The following is an 18,964-nucleotide window of genomic DNA, read 5'->3' on the forward strand; positions in this document are numbered from 1 at the left end:
GCCAATCACCTGATCGCCTTGCCGTGCGAGCAGCAGCCACCCAATGTTCACGCGCCGTCTAGTTCGCGCACCATCATCTCGAGCAGATGACTTCGCACCGTCACGGCTCCCGAAGACGTAGACACTGCGGCAGCTGCAATCAGATGCGAGAGTTGGGAGAGTGCCGCGCACGGCGGCAGCCCACCGGCCACGATCCACTGCCCAGTACGCGCAGATGGCATCTGATGCGCATAACCGGCAAAAAGCACGAGTGAAGTACCGGACGCGGAAGGCCTGCGCGCGATCGCCCGATTTGCGCCGATGCAGTTCCAGCAGAATGTGGAGCCCACCGGGCGTGAAAGCTTGACCATATGAACGACGACATCGGCGTCGTGATTGTCCGGCGCGACGGCGAGTGCCCAGGCGAGCGATCCGTCCAGCGTCGGCAAGGATTCGATCCACGTCTGTGCCTGGGACGCATTGTAACCCCACAGCCTGAGGGCGATGCGAAGCGGTGCACGGTTGATCCGTTCGCGGATCTCGTGTCGAGTGGTGTCAAGATTGTTGTACTCATGGTTCTGCTTCGTCATGGTGTTGGTGCCCTCCGTTGCATTTGAACCAGCAGTCTGTGACGCGATTGGGACAATTTCTGTCCTGAATGCGAGCGGCGCGATCGGTGAAGCAAGCGCCGCCCAATCGGGACATGAAATGTCCCCGTCCTGCTTTACATTCACCGGCACAGCGCGGGCGACAATCTCTCAGCAAACTGCGCCGCACATTTCCCATGTTGCTGGCGTGACCGCGCCGCCGGCGAAATCGAAAGGTGAGCACACATGCAGCAGGAAAGTTTCACGGGAACATCGGCGAAAGCAATTGCACGCGCCGCCGAATGGGTTTGCAACGCCGACGCGCTTCTCATCACCGCCGGCGCAGGTATGGGCGCTGACTCCGGTCTTCCGGATTTTCGTGGCAATGAAGGTTTGTGGCGCGCCTATCCGGCATTGGGAACACTCAAGTGCAGCTTTCAATCCATCGCAGACCCGGATGCATTCCGCGCGGATCCCCAGCTCGCCTGGGGCTTCTATGGCCATCGCCTGAAGTGCTATCGCGAAGTCGACCCGCACGCCGGATTTGCTGTGCTTCGGCGTTGGGCAGCGCGCATGCGGCACGGGGCATTCGTTTATACAAGCAACGTCGACGGCCAGTTCCAGAAGGCGGGTTTTACAGAAAACGACATCCTGGAATGCCACGGATCGATTCATTATTTGCAGTGCGCGAAACCATGCTGTCGGCAAATCTGGCCAGCGGCCGGATTCGATCCTGTCTTCGACGAGCGTGCCTGCCAAATGATCGGAGGCGTTCCACGCTGCGCTCATTGCGGCGGTCTCGCACGTCCCAACATCCTGATGTTTGGGGACCATGAGTGGCTGGAAGATCGCACGGAACGCCAGATGGAGCGTATGCGCAGCTGGAAGAATTTGGCCGAGCACCTCGTGGTCGTCGAGATCGGCGCGGGCATGGCGCTGCCGACGGTTCGTCGGTTCAGCGAGCGGCACGCGCCTCATCTCGTACGCATCAACACGCGCGAACCACAGATCGATCCCGCAAAGGGTATCGGCATTCAAGGCGGGGCGCTCGAAACACTGCTTGCCATCGACGCCGCGCTCTGATCCGCTCCGACGCAATTGCGTGGCAATTCAAACTCGGCATCCGATTGCCGATATATCCATCATCCGGTGAAGCGATTGTTCGATCGTGTGCCAATGCGCGGGCAATCAACGGCATCTTTGCAAACAGAGACAATAGGACGGGGAACCCATCAAGTGACTACGCTGCCACACGCGAATCATCAGCAGATTTCGGATCTTCAGTTTCTCGCGGCATGGGATTTCTGGTTCAGGCGGTTTCAACCTAAACTGGATCCTTTGACCGATTCGATGCCGCGGCTGGCCTCGATTGAATCTTTGGCCAATCGTGTCAGCGCTGGCGTTCGCTTTGCGCTCGAAATCATGTGCCGTGTGCTGGCTACTCCCCCGTATCGCAACACAAAGCAGGCCTCGCGCGAAATGGTGCAAGCCAATCGTCATCTCCTGGAACACGCGGTGGCCGTCAATCCGATAACCGGTAGGATGGTCAAAGGCGTTCGTCTTACTGCCGAGGGACGCAAGCTCCTCGAGGAGATACGTGTTGCTCCCGCACTCGAAGCCTTCGCTGATGCATGGGACGAAGGCGATGGCATTCAGGAGGACACTGAAGATGTCATTGATGTATTGCGCACGGTTGACGAAACCGTGCAACCCGATTTCCCCAACGAAATAATCGAACAGCTCGTCACAGATATCCACACGGACGCGTTCATCCCGACGTATCGAAACCGGCCGCTAGGTGCACCGGTGAAGGGTTGGCGGGCGCGCCTCGATGCTTATTTTTGGCCGCATCCGGCCACCGGCTATGCCAAGACCTCCGCGGCGCTCGCGCCGATGCTCGATACCGCGCGACAACTCGCTGATTCAATCGGAAACTGGACGGAAGACCAGCAGAAGCTGGCGGTCGAGTTCGCCGAGAGCGTGTTCCTCTGGGGCGGGGTCTCGCAGCGCAAACCTTACGAGTGGCAGCATGTTGAGGCGGTGTTTGCTTCCGCGATCGAGGGCCGGACGCGAAACGGTGCGCGGATGAACAGCGGCTGGACGAAAGTTGCCGCGTTCGCAACTGCCCATCTCGAACCGGAGCGCGGTCTCGTCATCTGGGACAGCCGGGTTGCGCACTCGCTGATCAAGCGCATTGACCGGATCTTGTTAAACCAGAACCATCGAGAGGTGCCGACGCATTTTGATCATATCGGCTGGGTACCGGGGCGGGGTGGCAGCCGAACGGAGCGTAACCCCTATGCATTGAAGGGATGGCGCAGCGGCTATGGGAAGTGGAGCAGCGTCTATGCAGGCAGCGCGCTCGTTCGTGCGATTCGCGACGAACTCAATAACCGTGAACGCAGAACCCCTGCGGGCTCCGCCGGATCGCAACCTTGGACGCTCCGCGAAGTGGAAATGGTTTTGTTCATGGACGGATATTGACGTCGAATGCCTGCCACGAGGACGCGGGTTGATCGGCCAGTTCCCTCGTGGGCGCTATTGCGCCCTCATCAGAGCATTGATGCGGTTTTCGAGATTCCGTAGGCCCACAGTCGCGGACTCCGGTTCTACGCGCCCGAAAAACTCCGTGCAACGCGGCTCCGGATCAATCAAAAAGTTCCTTTCATGCTGGCACCATCTCGACTGCGGCAGCATGGCTTCGGGCGACACGACCTGAAACGCAGTGCCAATCGCGACGTACAGGTCGTCGTCGGTCATTTCGAGTTGCATGTGATGCAACTTCACGTATTCGGGCGCTTCCTCGTGGAAGAACACGACGCCCGGTTCGACTGCTTCCACCTCCCCGCAACGCGGGCAGGCGCTATCCAAACGATACTCCAACCCGGTCTTGGGAAAGCGAAGGTCGCAGCAGGTACAAAGCAGCGAGTGCATGTCGCCGTGAAGGTGCGTAACGTGCAGCGCGCCGGCCCGTTCGAGCATATCGTCGACGTTTTGCGTGACGAGCCGAACCCGATCCTTCCCCCAGATGCTTTGCCATGCCGCGAGAATCACATGTGCTTCGTTCGGGCGCGCATCCCTCTTCTCCGTGATTCTCTCGTTATAGAAACGGAAGACCGCCTCCCGGTTCTTCCGCCAGTTCAGGAAGTTACAGACCTCGCCGAGGTTTTCCTGGGTCCAAATTCCGTTACCGGTACGGAACGTCGGAATCCCGCTTTCTGCAGATAGCCCCGCCCCCGAAAATACGTACAGGCGTGGGCTCTTGACCTGCTGTTCAGACGACACTGTCATCATTTGTGACCATTCCATACTGGGTCGAGATCGTCGTCCCACGAAGGAGCGAATTCCACGTTATTCCATTTCGGGTGGCTTCTGTCGAACGGCGTACCAGGCCCTTCTCGCGGGCGATCATGACGATATATCCATCCTGACAGGTTGGCGTTCACCATGGCCTCGTAGCGCGCCATAAACGCAGCCGTGGACATGCGCGGGGCATGAGGAAGAAATTTACGGCCCTCCAGGTCGCACTCTGGCGTCCATATCTGCCAGGTGTATTTGTAGAACCTCGGTGGCGTGCTGGGCAGGTATCCCAGACAGAACCACAGCGTATCGGGGCGGTCTCGCCGCCAGCTTTCCCGGGTAGGTAGTCGCATGGTGGGTCAGCTTTCAGATTGAAACGTTGGCGTGCGGGCTGGTGAAGGCGGGAAGACGTCAATCGTCATCGGCACAGCGAACCAGCGCCATCAGCTGATTGCCGCTTCCGTAAACATGAAGCCGGGCATCGAATGTTTTGTTCAGTTGAGGGTTGTAGATTCCAACCATTCTCCCGCCCACGTAGGCGTATTGCTTCCCCTGGGTGTCGGTCTGAATGCGGCCAACGATTTTCGACGAACCGTCACGAATATACGTGTTCACAACGCCTCCATTCTGTCGTCTTACTAATTAGAAGCTGTCGGCCCAGCGGTCCCAGAACCCTGGTTCATCGTGGTGTGCATTCTGAAGCGCAAGCTGTAGCGTGACGATGTAGAACCTGACGTCGTCGAAGCGTGTCGCGCCGTCCGGATATTCAAGGAACTCCTGAACTTTGCGATATTGCGCGTCGGCCTCATCGAACGGCACGTCGATAAAAATCTCGCCGGCGTACGAACGTATGACTGTCTCGGATGCGAACGGTCCGCACTCGCGCCAGCTGATGCCTTCGCTATCCAGCCATTGCACGATACGCGAGCGATTCTCGATACGCCGGCAGTCTTCGCGGTGAGGACGCAGGGCCTTTAAGAAATCGAGATAAAGCACGTCCCGCTTCAGTCTTCGCGCGATTGCATCAATGTGTTCCAGAGTCTCTGGCATGACATTTCCCCTTGGGTGGCAAAGCAGAACGCCCTATCTTGGCGGCATCACTCCAGGACGTAGTTCATCGCCGTGGCACACGCTGAGCAGAGCGTCCGTACCCTTCCATCCTTGTGCCCCCGCAGCGTAGCCGGCCGACTACACCGCTCGCATGTGACCTGACTCAGACGCGTGGCGGCGGCGAGCCAGCTATCGACCTCGTTCGTCACGTCGCCACGAACACGGAATCGCAGGCTGCCCAACTTCTCCCGCACTTCGAGTGCGAGCAGCGCCGATGTGTGCGCCTCGTCTTCTAGCTTGCGCGACAGCTCGTCGATGATTCGATACCAGCCGTCATCGCATTCAAACCGACTACCTCCGGCGAACCGGGGCGTCAGCGTCCGATAGATGGTCGGATAAGTTGCCACCAGGGCGCTTTCGAGTTCTTGATTCATCTATGAATTCTCGCGTTCAATGAAGAATCAATCCGGATTCGTTGTTGATGCCGTAGGGCACGTGCCCAGTTGCAACTCGTTGCGAGGCTGATTCGCAGTTTTGAACGTGGTCGTCGAAGAAGATGTCGGGACTGAACTCGGCGAGGAAGCCCGCTTTGTTCTTTCCGCCGAGGAACATGGCCTCGTCGACAGTCACGCCCCAAGCCATCAACGTGCGAATCGCGCGCTCGTGTGCCGGGGCACTGCGGGCGGTCACCAACGCGGTCCGCACCCTAACTCGGGACTTGCGCCGGGCCTGAAGCGCACACAAGGCAGCAAGGAATGGCTTCAGAGGGCCGGGCGGAAGTGGCGAGCGCGCATGGCGCATTTCATGGTTATTGAACTCCTGCAACTGGCGCTGCTTGAACACGCGCTCGGCTTCATCGCTGAAGAGAACCGAGTCTCCATCGAAGGCGATGCGCAGCTCGCCGTCATTCGTGGGAGCTGCCGTGCCCGACATCGGGTAGACACGGGCGGCCGGGAATCCGGCGGCCATCGCCTCCTTGACGTCCGGGGCATGGGCCGAAAGAAACAAACTGGCCTCGAGCGGCGCAAGGTACTGGTGAGGTTTCGCGCCGCCCGTGAAAATGGCCCGACTAATAGCCAATCCGTGATGACGAGCCGACATGAACACCCTGAGTCCGGTGACCGGGTCGTTGCGCGACAGGATTGCGACTTCGACGTCGGCGCATTCGTCGCCATTGAACGCGAGGAGTTTCCGCACCAGCGGGAAGGCAACACCCGGCCCTGCGGGAATGTCCAATCGCGCCGCCTGAAGGGCGCAATACGCCGATGGATCGCCTTCCCGGAACACCTCGTTCTCGATCTCGAAGTCGAAGAGTGCCCGTGCGGAAACGGCGATGATGATTTTTGTGCTCGAAGTCATAGTTCCTCCTGTGGCTGGCATCAGCATGCAGGACGACTGGGACAAAACGTGTCTCCGTTGCCCGGTAGAATCGGCGCTATCGGGATGCCGGACAGGCCACCATCGACCCAAGCCCATAATGACAACCTCAAGCCTTGATGAAGCGATTCTTCGCATCCTGCCGACAGATAGAGACCTCGAACCATGGATGCCCACGTCTCAGATTCTTCAGTTGCTTGAAGACCGCGGGCACCGCGTTGATTACCTCAAGCAACTTCGACGGCGTCTTTCCATGCTGGAGCGAGACCTACTCGTCCTATCGACCGTGTCCGGCCGCCATAGGCTATGGCAGCGCAAATCCTGGCTGCACGGCGCCAACCAGGTGGCGAGCTTGATGAGCGCTTCCGAGGCTGTGGCGTTTCATGCACTCAGACGTTTTGTGGGAGACAAGCTACCCGCAGCAGTGATCCGGGACATCGAGCCACTCTTCAAGGCAGCCGATACGCGACTTTCTCAAGACCGAGAGGACAGTCGGCTGTATCGAGCATGGGGCAGCAAGATAGATGTGGTGGAACCCACTTTTGCGCTGGATCCGCCCCCCATCGATCCTGATGTCTTTCAGACGGTCGTGACAGCAACGTTTTTTGAGCGCGAACTGCATGTACGGTATCGCCAGGCCTACAGGGAGGCTAAGGCGAACGACGTCAAGCTGCGGCGACTTTGGCCGCTTGCGCTAGTCGAGTCAGCCGGACTCATGTACATGATCGCCCAGAGTGCGGAACACCCGCCAAGGCCCGACGAAGGCAAGCCCAATTGGCTTCGAACTTTGTTCAGGCTGGACCGAATCATTTCGGCGGTCGATTCCGGAGTTAAATTCGCGTATCCGCGCGATTTCCGGCTGCATGACACGATTGCAAACGAACAGGTTTTCGAGTTTTTGCCGGAGGCCCCAGTTGTACTGGAGCTTGCGCTGGAACCAACAGAGGCGAAGCGACTGAGAGAGCGGCGTATGTCGAAAGACCAAACGCTCGAGCCGCTCCCCGATGGTCGCACGAAGGTGACCGGAACGGTGGTCCCCAGCGTGAAACTGCGACGGTGGCTTCGCTCGCTCGGCCCCGCGGTGGAAATCCTGGCGCCAACCACGCTTCGGGATGAGTTTGCGCGCGACGCGGCCGCGTTGGCGAAGCGCTACGGCGCGACTGCTTGAGTCACGGAGACGAAGTTTCAGTTCGGCATGGGAGAAACGCGCTTTTCAGTTCAGGGCTGCGAAGATCCATTGTGAGTGCCTGACGGATCTTGTCGTGCAGCGGCACTCGTACTTCTTCGGCATCAGTGACGTGCTCGTCTACGCCAGTCGCGCGCCCCATAACGATGTCGAACCACTGTGCACGATCCTTTACAACGCGGAACATCTTCTCGTCGTGGGTGCCGGCGAGATACGGTTCGTAAACCTCAATTTTCTTGTCTTCGCGTTCGGCAAGAGCACCGATGCGATCGAGTCGCCCAGTACGCTGCTCTAGCACACTGGGGTTCCAGTCCAGATCGTGATGGATGACGAAACGGCACTCCTGGTGAAGGTCAATGCCCTCCCCCATGACTGAACTCGCGACGAGCAAGTCCGGAAAAACTGGGGTATTGAAGAGCGCGATGAGGCGCTCGCGAATATCGCGTTTCGTCTTGCCATGCGCGCGCCGAACTGGATGTAGGCTCGCGCCGCGGCGCGTAGCGTGCCTGTCCTCGGTAGGGGCACCGAGCAGTGCCGCGTTGATACGTGCGAACTCACTGTTCTGCAAGTCGCCCGGGTTCACGGCTTCGATGCGACCACGTGCTTTCGCAAGACGCCTAGCGAATTCGCACCACCGGTCGAGCAGATCGATACCGAGAGGGTTATCGCCTTCAATGCCCGCCCACACGTCCTTATCGTTGATGCCAGGCGCAAGCCGGGTATAGCGGACAAGATAGCCGGGCGTGCGCAAGTGTCGAATGGCAGCATCGGCCACGAGGTCGAGGACATCTTTGCGCCCCTCTGCGGCCTCAGTGAGCGCGTCCACAAGACGTTTCCGTATGCGTTCGTAAGATGAGCTGTCGCTGCGGAAAAGGCGCTCCGAGATCCGGTCGAGTGCATCTTGGGTTTCCTCTGTGGATTTCGTACCCAGTGCGTCCCGCGCCCGCTCCAGAATCAGATCGTCGATGCGATTTGCCAACGCATCCTCGACAGCCTTGCCGGTTCTTATGAACCAGCAGAAGATCAGACACTTTTCGCCCCGAAGCCAAAGCTGTGCAGCCTTCTCGATAGTGGCCTGCACCTTCGGGTGCGTGTCACAGACGCTCTTATCCATTAGAGCCCGGTTGATTTCCTGGCGATACCAGCCGGCCGCACCCAGCGCAGCATGCGATTCGGCAGCCGTCGTATCGGCGCTCACACCGTCTTCTTCTTTCTTGTCGCTGTCGAGCTCCACGTCCGAGTCGTGGCGTCCGAACGCCTCATATGAGGACGCGATGCCATAGGCAAAGAGCGGCCGCGCTTTCCCATCTCGTTCATCGAGCGCAACCGACTGTGCACGCGCCGCGAGCAAGAACGGCAGAGCCGCGTTCTCAGGAATCGGCAGGCCACCCGCAGTGCTGCCGCCATTCACATTGATGGCGGCACCCGGATGATAAGTGCGACGGTGCGAACGCTCGTGGCGAATAATCCACGGCTTGAGCGACGCGTGCATTTCGTGACGAGCATCGACGGCGAGCTTCGCGTGCGCCCAGGCTTCGCGTACGACGGCACTGACGCCGACCGGTGCCGGCACGTCCGGCGCCCATGCGTCGAACGCGGCCGCGTCCTCGTGCGAGAGCCGGCCCCATGCGGCATCGAAGGTGAGCGCTCTGGCTTGCGCCTTTGTGAGAACATCCTTCAGTTCGGTCAGGCGCTCGTTCAGCGGCTGCACAGGCGGCGGAGCGAGCGGGCGGACTGCGCCCATACGGCTAAGCACCTCGACGAGTTCCGTGTGCCCCAGTTCGAAAGGCGTCGCGCTCAGGAAGAGCATCCGGCGGAAAATGGCATCAAAGGCACCCGCATCGCTGTCGCTGGAGCGCTTGCGGAACAGCTGGCTGATCAATGTCGACGGGTTCTTGAGGCGATGCGCTTCGTCCACGATGAGCAGAGGAAGATCCAGGTCGGTCGATGAGAGCATCCATCGCCAAGTGTCCTGCATGACTTCGTTCAGCGCCATTCGTGCTTTTTCGAGACGATCGTCAATGCGGCTCGAATCGTTGATCGGCAATGCTTTGATCGCGGCGACAAGATCGTGCGCTCGAAGATTCCGCGCGGCATCTTCCAACGCCGCGGGCACTGGATTGTCGGACAAGTCTTCACCCGTTTCGCGCTTCCAGGTCTCTCGCCACTTTGATGGTGGAGTGGCAAGCAGGGCGGCCACATTTTCAGATGTGAACCGACTGTTGCGCACCAAGCCCTTTAGCCCGTCGGACCATTTCGCAACGCGCTGCCGCAGCTCAGCGCCGCCATGCACACGACGGGTGGCATAGTAAAGCAGCGCGAGCTGGACGAAGGTGTCCTTCAGCGTTGCCGTCAACGCGGTGTGCGTCACGATGATGAGATGGGCGCGATCCTCGGGACGATCGTCGAGCTGCTTAAGGAAAGCCTCTGCGCTACGGATGGGCGCTTCTACACAACGTATGCCGGTGCCAGGTTCAAGCAGCGACTCACTGAATTTTCCCCACTCGCGTACCCACTTGTCGGCTACCGCCGGCGGCGCAAAGATTACAACTTGCTCCAACTCCGGGGTCGAAAGAATCTGATTGACTGCCACTGCCAAGGCGACATAAGTCTTTCCCATACCGACCTGATCGGCCAGGATCACACCCTCCTGGGTTCGCAGTCTCGCCAGGATATCGGCCGCGGTATGGCGCTGGCGCGCCCAGTCCCCTTTGAAGCGGGACTCGGTGGTAAGGCGCAGACGGTCGGTCAAGCGGTCAGACATTGGCGTGCCTCCTTAATTGCGCGGCGGGCATAGGACGCGAGGTCGGCTGGCTCTTCGCCAACCCTGGCCCGCAACGCATCGAGTCGTTCGAGCGTATCGCTGACGAGAGTGAGACCTTCGGTGCGATCGATATGTTCGAGAACGTAAGCCCAGTCGACCCGGCCGACTGCCAGAGCGATTTCGGCGAGCGTGAAGACGGCTTCGGCGCGCGTTTGCTGATCCACTTCGAAGGCCTCGACGACCTTCTCCGCAACGAACTCGGGGCCGAGCGGGCCCGCGAGGTGTGCACGTAGCGTGTCGGCGGCGAGGACCTGGCGTTCGAGACGGCGCTGCATCGCGCTGAGCGAGGCGGCCAGCGCGCGCCCTCTGCGCAGCAGGGAACCCGCAATCTCGAACCGCTTTAGCGGGTCGAGGGTGGGGCCGGTTTTCTTCTTTTTCTCCACTTCCCGACGCTCTAATTCCTCGCGCAACACCTGTGCCAACGAGCGGCCAGTCGCGAGCGCATCGAGCAGATGCTGCGCGCGCAGGCTAGAGAGCATCGGCCCTGGCGGCAAGCCGTGCCGGTCATCGGCGAGCACCGCCCATGCTGTCTCATTGTCGTCCCAGCGAACGTGCACGCATATCGGTAGTGTTGCCTGCGTTAGCTGGACCACGGTCGTCGGGGGTTTGCCATTCATCTCCCACTGCGCGCGCGTCAGGAGAGGAGAACCACCGGGGGCTAGGCTCACTGCCCACTTGTCGGGCATATCGTTCGTTGCGGCGGTGACGCCGAGATGCAGCGACCATAGCGCATCATCGACACTTCGCGCCACCCGGCACAGACCAAAGCACGATGGCAGCGCAAGCAATGTGGCTTCGTCTTCGTCTTTCGGTTCGGCTTCCTTTGCGTTCTCGGGAATGGGCTTACCAAGTGAGATGAGGTCGAGCAGTGCCTTGCCCTCCTTGCTGTCGAGCGGCGCGCCGAGCCAGACGTTCATCTCGCGATGGCGGCCGTTTTTCACGAGGCCGAATCCGCGCCGTGTGTGGTTTGAGCTGCCAACGAGTGCTGCGACCCACTCTTTGCTCGTGAGGAGCAGGCATTTGGCGTGAAGCGTACGGAGTTCCTGATCTGGTTCCTTGAGTTGATGAACCGAATCGACGCACGCTTTGAGCGCGTGCGGGAAGGCGACCTGCCCACACGGGCCAAGGACGACCGCGACACGCTGAGCGCGCTCACTTGCGGGACGTCCCGTGAGCAATGCCGCAGTGCTCTCCAGAACCCCTCTGTCGTCAGAATCCCAGAACGGGGAAAGATGTGTCGCCTTGAGCGGCTGCGCCCCGCTCCAGGCGTCTTTCCATACATCGAGCGGACTGGCCATTGGGTTCGTCGGTCCGAAGGCGACGCGCACGGTCCGGCGCTGCTCCGATTGCTGCGCGATACGCTGGCGAAACAATTTCAGCGTGTTCGCTGCGCGAGTGAACGCGGCTGCACCGCCGTCGTAGCCGGGGACTAACGTCAGGTACGACTCCAGTTCATCGGCAATCTCGCCAAGCACTTGCGGCGGGAACAAGCATCCGGGCCCGAGGTCCGCGGCGAGGCCGAGTTCGATCTGACGGCGGTAGCCAGCCGCAGTCAGGTTAGCCGAGCCGAGGATGACCCGTGTTGCTTTCTCCCAGATGAGCACTGAGACCTTTGCGTGGAGCAAGCCGCCGCTACCGACTCGGCAACTGAGCAGATCCCAGAGCAACGACGTCCGCTGTCCCGGTGCGCTGCGATCCGCCAGGACCGTCACGCGCGTGTTCTGCAGCAGTTCGTGGAGTTCGACGTCAGCAACGATGTCGTCAATGGATTTTGTGTCCTCGTTCACGCTGGAGACTTCGAGAAAGCGTGCGAGGCAGTTCTGCTCGAAAAAGTCTGTTTCCAGTGCAAAGGTCGTGGCTAGCACCGCGACCGGGTCTCCGGCATCCACAGGCTTCTGCCAGAAGTCGAGCAGCGGGGTCGGCTTCATGAGGTTTGGGTTTGTGTCAGGAAGTGGGCTAATGTCACGAGGCGCATCGGATGCGTCCAGGTTCCGTCGTTCAAATCGCCTGCTTGGTCGCGGTAGGGCGGGCGCACCGTCCAGTTTCCGTCGAACCGGTCGAGCCAGGCGAGCTTCTTCTTGGCCGCCTGCACTTCTTCGTGGCGCTCGATGAGTGCGTCGAAGAATCCGCGAGGCGTGAGTGGGCCGGCAAAGCGAGAGAAGGCGCGCTGCGCATCGTCGCACAGCCCCTCGTCGTCCAGTTCCGCCACGGAGGCACTAGCCCGCTGCACGAGGTCACCAATTCTGGGCGCCAACTCGGCTAGCCCCGGCGTCTTCAGCGCATCGGATGGGGTAATTACGCAGCCATGCTGCTTTGCCGTCCATGCAAGGAAGCGCCGGAACGTGTTATCGAGCGCGGTGGCCGCGTCTTCATAATCGATAGCTGCCCGTAGGGCCACGCGCGCGGACTTGCTCACTTTCAGCTTCAGTTGTAGCGCGAGGTCCCGCTGTGATATTTCGGGCGGCGGCGGGTTCACAGCCAGTTGCGTAGCGAGTTCGTTGCGGATCTCGTGTGCACCAGTGGCAATGAGTTCACGCAGCACGCGTCGCTCATTCGACCTTGCTTCGCGCGGCGCGAGGTAGTTGGAAAGATCGCTAAGAAGCTTCCCCGTCGGAGGCACCACGCATTCTCCGCTTTCGAGCGTACGTCGGCATGCTTCGGCGATGGCCCTACGCAGTTGCCCACCTGGCTCGCCGGGGAGGCCATCTACGTAACCGTTCAACTGGAAGTCGCGTTCCCACGCTTGCACCAAGCGAGCCGCGTTCTCGGCGGGGAGGTCATCCGACGTGAGCACGCTGGCGTCACGGGAGAAGGGGCGATAGACTCCCGTGAAGCCAAATACCCGAGGTCCGCTCAAATAGTTCCGCTGACTCAGTCGCTCGTTCGCTGCCTTCGCTCGTGCGGCCTTCTGGCTGCCGGGTAGCCCTTCTGTGCGGCTGTCACCGGGGTTTCGAACCATGGCTTCGACGACGACCCACTCGAATGCGATATCGACAGTAGTCTTGCCATCGTCGGTCCTCAGATCATGCAGTGCCTGATACGCGATCGCGCCAACAGCAGAAAGCGTGACGAAGCGCGGTTGGCTCATCCGGGCCCGAAGCCCGGGAACCGACACATCGGCAATGCGATCCGCGACAGCACTCAGACCTAGTGGATCGAGGCCACCCTCCCCCGTGGCGCCTGGGTCGTATGCAGATAGACGGGGTAGTTGATCAAGCAACGACAAGGTAGACATATCAAATCAGCAAAACGCTGAACTCACTGTGCGTAAATTCTCGGTATCGATGTGTGCCAGTGCGAGATCAACAAGCAGCACCCCAGCGCCGCGAGCGGCAAACGACTGGATCGGTGGATCGTCACGGTGATAGTCTTTGACCGAAGAGGGCGACTTGACCATACGCCAACCCTTCCGTCCGCCCTTGCGTACCAGCAGCATGACGTCGGCAAAGGCACAGACACCGCCCGACGAAAAGCCAACCTCGAAAAGCGGATACCCGTCCCGCAGTAGGTCCATCGAGCGCGAAAACGTCTCCCCGTATCCATCGCGCTGCGCATTCAGATCGATACCCTTGCCGTCGGGGTCGTACAGGCGCTTTGCAATGTTGCCAACCTCAATGCGAGCTCGGGAATACTCCGAATCAGCGCGAAGCTCATTGCGATGAATTTCCAGCCAGAGACGCTTCGGGCATTGTCGATACGCGATCAACTTCGATTTCGAGATTGATTTCAGGTTCGGGGTAACGCTCACTCGCCGATCACTGCAGTTTATTTTTTATGCTGTCCGTGAGGGCTGGAGGAACACGTCCCCGTAGAGGCCGATCCACAATAAATGCACTTGTTGGCACCGCTCCCATGCTTGTGCTTCCAGAACGGACTGTTGCTACACGTTCCATATGACGATGACCCACAAAATTTGCATTTCCCTGACACGCCCGCTCTCCATTGAAACGTTGATATAGCAACTGGCGCAACTCAGATGAACTCCATTCCCTGCGCACGGCCGCTGCATAATCACCCAGTTTCAACGTACTTTCGCGCGTCTCCTTAGCATGGCTATATGTAGCACACCGCCCGTACTGCGGGCGGCATGACCAGCATCGGGCCATGGAATTAATGGAAGGCCCGATTACGCCGCATCCATCATCCGAAACTCCGCATCGATCGCTTCGCCTTGATCGCGCCAGCGATGGAACTGCTCGCGCTTCTCGCGTCCCACCACGACGCTTTGCTCGACCGCCGTTACATTGGCGCGCAAATCGACGAGTTCTGGGAAGAACTGGTCCTCGAATTGCGGCCCACCGATCAAACTGAGCAATTCCGCGCGCTGGCTCTCAAAGTTCTCGACCATCTTGTCGAGCACCTTGCGAAACGCCTGTTCGCGCTTCATTTGCTCCACAGAGTCCCAGATTTCGAGCGCAAGACCAAATGCCGACAGCAAGCCGTTGAGCCCCTTCGCAAGATTGACGGCGCCCCACGGCTTGAACTTCAGCATCTTGCCAAGATCGAGTCCAACGACCTTCGCGACACCAACAATGCCATCGCGCGCCGCCAGCACCGACGTGTTATTGATCAGGCCGCTCTTAACTACATAATCGATTCCCTGCTTGCCGTACACACGCACGCTCGCGTTGAAGTGATTCACCTCCGCGTCGAAACCGACGGCCATCTTGCTGACCTCGAATTTCACCGAGCGCATCTGCTGATCGAACGCGTTTTGCAGATTCGCATTGAGCACCACTCCGTCGGAACCGATATTGCGCTCGAAGAATTCCGCGAACGTTTCCATCGACTGACCACGCGCCTGCAGGATCAGATCCGTGAAGAAGTCTGTCACAAAGCTACGCAGACCAATGCGTACATCGTTGATACGTGTATCGGATGAAATCAGTTGTTTACGCAACTGGTTGTTCATCGTTTCGAGGCGGGTCACTTCCTGCGCGATGCGATCGTCGTTATGGATGGCAATAGGCAATTGCTTGCCAAGCACGTCACGCACGATGCTGCGCCGCGTTTCGTCGACGACGGCCGCGATGCCTCCCGCCGCGGAAACCTTTTCCGACGTTGCGTGCTGAAGCAGCCCGATGCGCGAGAGCGCGCGAAAACGCTCGAGGTCCGCAAGCCAGTATTCGGTGCCCATCTCGAACGGATCGGCCGCGACGGCCACCACGGCGAGCTCCGCGCTCTCCGCGTCGGTCAGCGCGATCAGATCGCGCAGGCGGCCCGCCACGTTGTCCTTTTTGATCGCGAAGAGCTTCGCATATTCGTGCTCGTCCTCGACATCCGCGACCGCGTCGAAGCGGCTCAACACGAACACCGTGCGCGGCAGCAGGTTCAGCGAGCGGAACAGCCAGGTGAGATCATCTCGATGGCTCTCCTTGATCGGGTTCGTCGGGTCCATCACATAAACCACGAGATGCGCCTCACTCACGTACTTGCGCGTGAGTTCCTTGTACTTTTCAAGCGTATTGGTTTGCGCGTCGAACTGCTCCTTGAAGCCGAACAAACCCGGCGTGTCGATCAGCAAGCAATCGGGGCTCGCCTCGTAGACCGTCACTGCATTTGACGATTCCTCATGGCTGATTTTCATAGTCGACTTGTCGAGCCGTTCGAGCCACGCGGCTGCGATAGCCGTCTTGCCTTCGGAAAAACCGCCAATCAGCACGACGCGCAGCTTGTCCTCTTCCATGCTGCGAATCGCATTGTCGAGCTTCGTCTTGACGTTCGGATCGGTGTCGATACCGAACGCTTCACCTTGCGCGAGGAACGCCCGCAGATCGCTGAGCACCTTCAACGTTTCCGCTTGCCGTTCCTTGAAAGACTTGAGCGTCTGTTCCATTACACTGCCTCTGTTTCGGAAATCGTGGTAGAAAATTGCGCGAGATTCGCGCTAACGCGGATCAGCGTTGAATTGACATGCGCCACCTGATCGACCGATCGCTCGACTTCGGCAGCGATCTCGCCGATACGCGCCTGGACGCTCTCCATCACCTTGTCGCAACTGCTTTTCATCGAAACGTCCATGCGACCGACGACGCGATCGATGTTCTCGTTCGCGGTCTTGCGCTGCTGAGATTTCTTGTAATCGCTATCGAAGAAGCCCCAGACTGCTTTCGCGATGCTCACGACAAGCGTCACTCCGCCGATCGCAAGCGACACCCAGCCGACAGGATTCCAGATCATCATCAGCCCCCCTGCGAGCGCCGCAATGAGCGACATGTAATTTACGCCGCTATCGAACTTCATGTTCAATTCGAAGCTACCGAGCGTCGGCGTGCCGATCGATCGATACGCATCCTGCAGTTCCTCGATGCGCCGCTGGAAGCGTTCGAGCGTATCGCTCACGTCCCGCTGGAAACGCGCGAGCTCCCTCTCCATCAGCGTCGGCAGGGCCGATTCAAGCTTCGCCTGCTCGCGCTTCATCGCCGCGCTCAGTGCATCCTTAACGTCATCGTTATCAATGCCATCCCTGATCCGCTCGTAAATCTGCTCGCGCACGCGCGTTTCGAACGTGCGGATCGCGGCGTCAGCATGCGTTTGCAACGCGGGGCCGAGCGCGCTCACCGCAAGCTCCAGCTGCTCGCTGACGTGGGTCCAGTCGCGCTCCACGTCCGCCGCAAGCAGCGCGAAACTGTCACGCTGGATCAGCGCGATCGTACCGGCCGCCGTCTGCACGGCGCTGCGCACTTTGTTGACGTTCGAGGCACGGATACGCGCGTCGCTGTCGGTCACCATGCTGCCGCTAAGCCAGTCGAGAAACGACTGGAAACCCGACCTCGCGAGCACGTCCGCGGGACTCGCCTTCGCGAGGAACTTCTCTCGGCTACGCGCGGCGTCCGAGCCCGGCACAAGGCAATCGGCCGCCGCGAGAAACGCGGGCTGCGCGCTCAGCGCGATGTAACGCTGATAGTTGTTGCCCAGATGCTCGCGCATCGTTTCGTCGAGCACGGCCAGGCTCACGCGTTCGCCCTCGTTCAGCAAATCGCCTTTTTCGAGCTGGATCGGGTTCGTGATGCGCTTGTTGAAGATCGACCAGACTTCGGTTTGATCGCCGAGATGCTCGCGAATCTTTTCGAGCGTGCCTTGCCCATCCTTGTCACCGGTCTGCGGCGCCGAAGGCTTGCCGGTCACATAGAACACCGCATGCGCGGCCTTCACCGCACCGAGAATGCTGTCGATGACGCGTGTTTCCTTGCCCTCGATGCCGGGCACGTCGAGCAGTTCGAAGCGCTGACCGTTCGCATCGAATTGGTAGCCGTGTGCGTCGAGGGTGTAGTCGGAACGGCCCGTGCCGATAATCTGGCCGTCCGCGAACGGCGCGAGGCTGTCGAGCATCGCATGCGCCTTCGTTTGCTCGGCTTCGAGCGACTGAAGGGCAGTTTGCGCGCCGTCGAGCTGCGCATCGAGCAGCGCACGCTCAGCCGCGTGCGCCGCCGCAAGTTCCCGCTGCCGCTGCACGGTACGCGCGAACTCGAGTTCCTCTGGTGGCTTGCTGAACAGCCACACGAGCTTTTGCCAGGAGGACGCGGCCCGCTTCTTCGCCTCAATCGCAAAACGCAGCCCATTCAGTTCCTGCTGGAGCGCTTCGAGATCCGCGTCGAGTTGCGCGTTACGTTCGGCGGCTTGCGCGCGCTGCGCGTCGAGCGTCGCGCGGCTTGCCTCGATCGACTGCGCGCGCGCCGCCAACGATGCTTCGCTGATGCCGAACTCGGCCTCCTTCGCGCGAAACGCGGCGCGCGCCTCGGCCTTCGTTCGCTCTTGCAGCAGAATGCGCAAGGTTTCGATGATCGTCGACTTGCCCGCGTTCGTTTCGCCATAGAACGCGATGGTAAACGTGTCCCAGCGCGCGTGCCGTTGCAAGTCCTCTATTCGCTTCGCAAGATCGTCATGGATCGGAGCGACGAGATCCACGACCTGCTTCATCGCGCTTGCGACGCGCGGGTCCGTCGAATCGAGTTTGAGCTGCCTGAGCAAATCGTCGATTTCGTTCAATACGACCTGGTGTAGGCCATTCGATGATGTACCGTCAGTTTGTTGCATATCGCCCCAACTCGATAGACGTAGAAAACCTGCCATGAGGTTCTTAAAAATTGATCGAACAGACACGACGGATGCTCACTGCACGGGTCATGCCTTGACTCGCTCACGTTCTGGCAAACCGTTCCCGTGTGCGTTGTACTGCAATCACTTGCGCTGAAAAATCTGCTTGAATTGGGCCGAAACCCGGTCGATCAAATTCGACTGTGACTGGAGCAATGTAGCCGCACCACACCGAGGACAATGCGAACGAATATCGACGTTCGGCGTCAGGACATCGCTACGCGGGGAAAACATATGTTTCCAACCGCACTGACCACATTTCAACGTAAAGGGCGCTGGGCGTACTGGCATATCACTTCTGGTAGTTTGTTTGTTATACGTGGCAGGCTACCTCAAACTCACAACCTATCTGACACTGGTCATTCATCCGCGTTGCGCATCGCTCGTTGCCGAATCGACATATGCTCCTACGGCCACCGTTCCCACTACCGCGGCAACAAAAACGATCGCAAATGCGGCCAGATGTTGCAGGGGGGAGGAATTGCAATTCGTAAACATGTTTTCTCCTTTGAGAGGCGAAAAAGAACGGCTTCGATACGCCACCTTATCAACTTAGCCTCACAT

15 protein-coding genes are annotated in these 18,964 nt (G+C 59.6%); 3 read left to right on the forward strand and 12 right to left on the reverse strand.

Annotation, left to right across the window (positions count from 1 at the left end; all coding sequences use genetic code 11):
- Positions 1–47: 47 nt before the first annotated feature.
- Complete coding sequence (locus ABIC51_RS26800; protein ID WP_175901152.1) at positions 48–569, reverse strand: hypothetical protein; 522 nt, start codon at positions 567–569, stop codon at positions 48–50.
- 243 nt (positions 570–812) lie between these two features.
- On the opposite strand from ABIC51_RS26800, the gene ABIC51_RS26805 reads away from it, so the two are divergent.
- Positions 813–1,649 carry an SIR2 family NAD-dependent protein deacylase gene (locus ABIC51_RS26805; RefSeq protein WP_175901155.1) on the forward strand — a complete coding sequence of 279 codons (837 nt, stop codon included), beginning with the start codon at positions 813–815 and terminating at the stop codon, positions 1,647–1,649.
- 153 nt (positions 1,650–1,802) lie between these two features.
- Positions 1,803–3,050 carry a hypothetical protein gene (locus ABIC51_RS26810; RefSeq protein WP_175901158.1) on the forward strand — a complete coding sequence of 416 codons (1,248 nt, stop codon included), beginning with the start codon at positions 1,803–1,805 and terminating at the stop codon, positions 3,048–3,050.
- Between the two features lie 54 nt (positions 3,051–3,104).
- Here the strand turns inward: ABIC51_RS26810 and ABIC51_RS26815 are convergent, their stop codons facing one another.
- From ABIC51_RS26815 to ABIC51_RS26835, 5 genes are all read right to left on the reverse strand, one after another.
- Positions 3,105–3,860 carry an SIR2 family NAD-dependent protein deacylase gene (locus ABIC51_RS26815; protein ID WP_226129716.1) on the reverse strand — a complete coding sequence of 252 codons (756 nt, stop codon included), beginning with the start codon at positions 3,858–3,860 and terminating at the stop codon, positions 3,105–3,107.
- 417 nt (positions 3,861–4,277) lie between these two features.
- Positions 4,278–4,481: a hypothetical protein gene (locus ABIC51_RS26820; protein ID WP_155637340.1), complete on the reverse strand. Its 204-nt coding sequence runs from the start codon at positions 4,479–4,481 to the stop codon at positions 4,278–4,280.
- Positions 4,482–4,508: 27 nt separating this feature from the next.
- Positions 4,509–4,916, reverse strand: coding sequence for a hypothetical protein (locus tag ABIC51_RS26825; RefSeq protein ID WP_226129719.1), 408 nt, complete (start codon positions 4,914–4,916; stop codon positions 4,509–4,511).
- A 47-nt stretch (positions 4,917–4,963) separates the two neighbouring features.
- A complete protein-coding gene (locus tag ABIC51_RS26830; RefSeq protein ID WP_175901161.1) occupies positions 4,964–5,350 on the reverse strand; it encodes a hypothetical protein in 387 nt (128 codons plus the stop codon).
- Between the two features lie 16 nt (positions 5,351–5,366).
- Positions 5,367–6,275: a 5'-nucleotidase gene (locus tag ABIC51_RS26835; RefSeq protein WP_060319295.1), complete on the reverse strand. Its 909-nt coding sequence runs from the start codon at positions 6,273–6,275 to the stop codon at positions 5,367–5,369.
- On the opposite strand from ABIC51_RS26835, the gene ABIC51_RS26840 reads away from it, so the two are divergent.
- The gene (locus tag ABIC51_RS26840) at positions 6,250–7,461 is read left to right on the forward strand and encodes a helix-turn-helix transcriptional regulator (RefSeq protein ID WP_319000683.1); all 1,212 of its coding nucleotides are present in this window, start codon (positions 6,250–6,252) and stop codon (positions 7,459–7,461) included. The genes ABIC51_RS26835 and ABIC51_RS26840 overlap by 26 nt on opposite strands.
- 1 nt (position 7,462) lies before the next feature.
- Here ABIC51_RS26840 and ABIC51_RS26845 read toward each other — a convergent pair whose 3' ends face one another.
- The 6 genes from ABIC51_RS26845 to ABIC51_RS26870 form a co-directional block, all read right to left on the reverse strand.
- The gene (locus ABIC51_RS26845; RefSeq protein WP_175901164.1) at positions 7,463–10,243 is read right to left on the reverse strand and encodes a helicase-related protein; all 2,781 of its coding nucleotides are present in this window, start codon (positions 10,241–10,243) and stop codon (positions 7,463–7,465) included.
- Positions 10,228–12,231: a phospholipase D-like domain-containing protein gene (locus ABIC51_RS26850; protein ID WP_060082844.1), complete on the reverse strand. Its 2,004-nt coding sequence runs from the start codon at positions 12,229–12,231 to the stop codon at positions 10,228–10,230. Before ABIC51_RS26850 ends, ABIC51_RS26845 begins: the two co-directional genes overlap by 16 nt.
- Positions 12,228–13,391, reverse strand: coding sequence for a hypothetical protein (locus ABIC51_RS26855; RefSeq protein ID WP_175901170.1), 1,164 nt, complete (start codon positions 13,389–13,391; stop codon positions 12,228–12,230). The genes ABIC51_RS26850 and ABIC51_RS26855 overlap by 4 nt, the downstream gene beginning before the upstream one ends.
- Positions 13,392–13,544: 153 nt before the next feature.
- Positions 13,545–14,051: a hypothetical protein gene (locus ABIC51_RS26860; protein ID WP_175901173.1), complete on the reverse strand. Its 507-nt coding sequence runs from the start codon at positions 14,049–14,051 to the stop codon at positions 13,545–13,547.
- A 378-nt stretch (positions 14,052–14,429) separates the two neighbouring features.
- Entirely contained in the window at positions 14,430–16,139 is a 1,710-nt protein-coding gene (locus tag ABIC51_RS26865; protein WP_060319291.1) for a LeoA/HP0731 family dynamin-like GTPase, read from the reverse strand.
- On the reverse strand, positions 16,139–18,406 hold the full coding sequence (locus ABIC51_RS26870; protein WP_226257498.1) for a hypothetical protein: 2,268 nt from the start codon (positions 18,404–18,406) through the stop codon (positions 16,139–16,141). The genes ABIC51_RS26865 and ABIC51_RS26870 overlap by 1 nt, the downstream gene beginning before the upstream one ends.
- Between the last annotated feature and the right edge of the window lie 558 nt (positions 18,407–18,964).

Origin of the sequence: Burkholderia sp. 572, from assembly GCF_040545135.1 — a bacterium.
Lineage (GTDB): Bacteria > Pseudomonadota > Gammaproteobacteria > Burkholderiales > Burkholderiaceae > Burkholderia > Burkholderia cepacia.

Excerpts from the sequence above, each read along its gene's own strand:
- ABIC51_RS26835 (WP_060319295.1), bottom strand. The coding sequence starts at position 6,275 with ATGACTTCGAGCACAAAAATCATCATCGCCGTTTCCGCACGGGCACTC.
- ABIC51_RS26850 (WP_060082844.1), bottom strand. The coding sequence starts at position 12,231 with ATGAAGCCGACCCCGCTGCTCGACTTCTGGCAGAAGCCTGTGGATGCC.
- ABIC51_RS26845 (WP_175901164.1), bottom strand. The coding sequence starts at position 10,243 with ATGTCTGACCGCTTGACCGACCGTCTGCGCCTTACCACCGAGTCCCGC.
- ABIC51_RS26815 (WP_226129716.1), bottom strand. The coding sequence starts at position 3,860 with ATGATGACAGTGTCGTCTGAACAGCAGGTCAAGAGCCCACGCCTGTAC.
- ABIC51_RS26800 (WP_175901152.1), bottom strand. The coding sequence starts at position 569 with ATGACGAAGCAGAACCATGAGTACAACAATCTTGACACCACTCGACAC.
- ABIC51_RS26865 (WP_060319291.1), bottom strand. The coding sequence starts at position 16,139 with ATGGAACAGACGCTCAAGTCTTTCAAGGAACGGCAAGCGGAAACGTTG.
- ABIC51_RS26830 (WP_175901161.1), bottom strand. The coding sequence starts at position 5,350 with ATGAATCAAGAACTCGAAAGCGCCCTGGTGGCAACTTATCCGACCATC.
- ABIC51_RS26840 (WP_319000683.1), top strand. The coding sequence starts at position 6,250 with ATGATGATTTTTGTGCTCGAAGTCATAGTTCCTCCTGTGGCTGGCATC.
- ABIC51_RS26825 (WP_226129719.1), bottom strand. The coding sequence starts at position 4,916 with ATGCCAGAGACTCTGGAACACATTGATGCAATCGCGCGAAGACTGAAG.
- ABIC51_RS26805 (WP_175901155.1), top strand. The coding sequence starts at position 813 with ATGCAGCAGGAAAGTTTCACGGGAACATCGGCGAAAGCAATTGCACGC.
- ABIC51_RS26855 (WP_175901170.1), bottom strand. The coding sequence starts at position 13,391 with ATGAGCCAACCGCGCTTCGTCACGCTTTCTGCTGTTGGCGCGATCGCG.